This window comes from Ciceribacter ferrooxidans (assembly GCF_004137355.1).
Taxonomy (GTDB): domain Bacteria; phylum Pseudomonadota; class Alphaproteobacteria; order Rhizobiales; family Rhizobiaceae; genus Allorhizobium; species Allorhizobium ferrooxidans.
In genome coordinates, this window is the sequence record NZ_SDVB01000365.1 from 1 (window position 1) to 258 (window position 258).

Sequence of the window (258 nt, forward strand, 5' to 3'; positions counted from 1 at the left end):
TTCCACTGTGGAAGGTTTATGCGAACTTGCTTGGAAAGCTGGTCGCGCATCTTCGTAAGCCGCACCATGTCGCTGAGGGCTTGCTTCTTCGCTGCCGGGTCCGTCCATTCCGACGCCTCGATTTCCTGAATCCGTTCGCCGATTTCCTTCAACTTGAATTCGTTGACGCGCCGAGCGAGGACCGTCGCCGCCTCAAGCAACAAGCCGACGAAAACGTCTGCACGGCCCATGCTCTTGAAGAGGGCTGCGTGGTGTGGG

Annotated in this window: 1 protein-coding gene; it reads right to left on the reverse strand. The window is 58.1% G+C overall.

From position 1 onward, the window contains the following. Nucleotides 1-258: hypothetical protein (locus EUU22_RS25395; RefSeq protein ID WP_165351268.1), on the reverse strand; the 258-nt coding region annotated here is incomplete at both ends.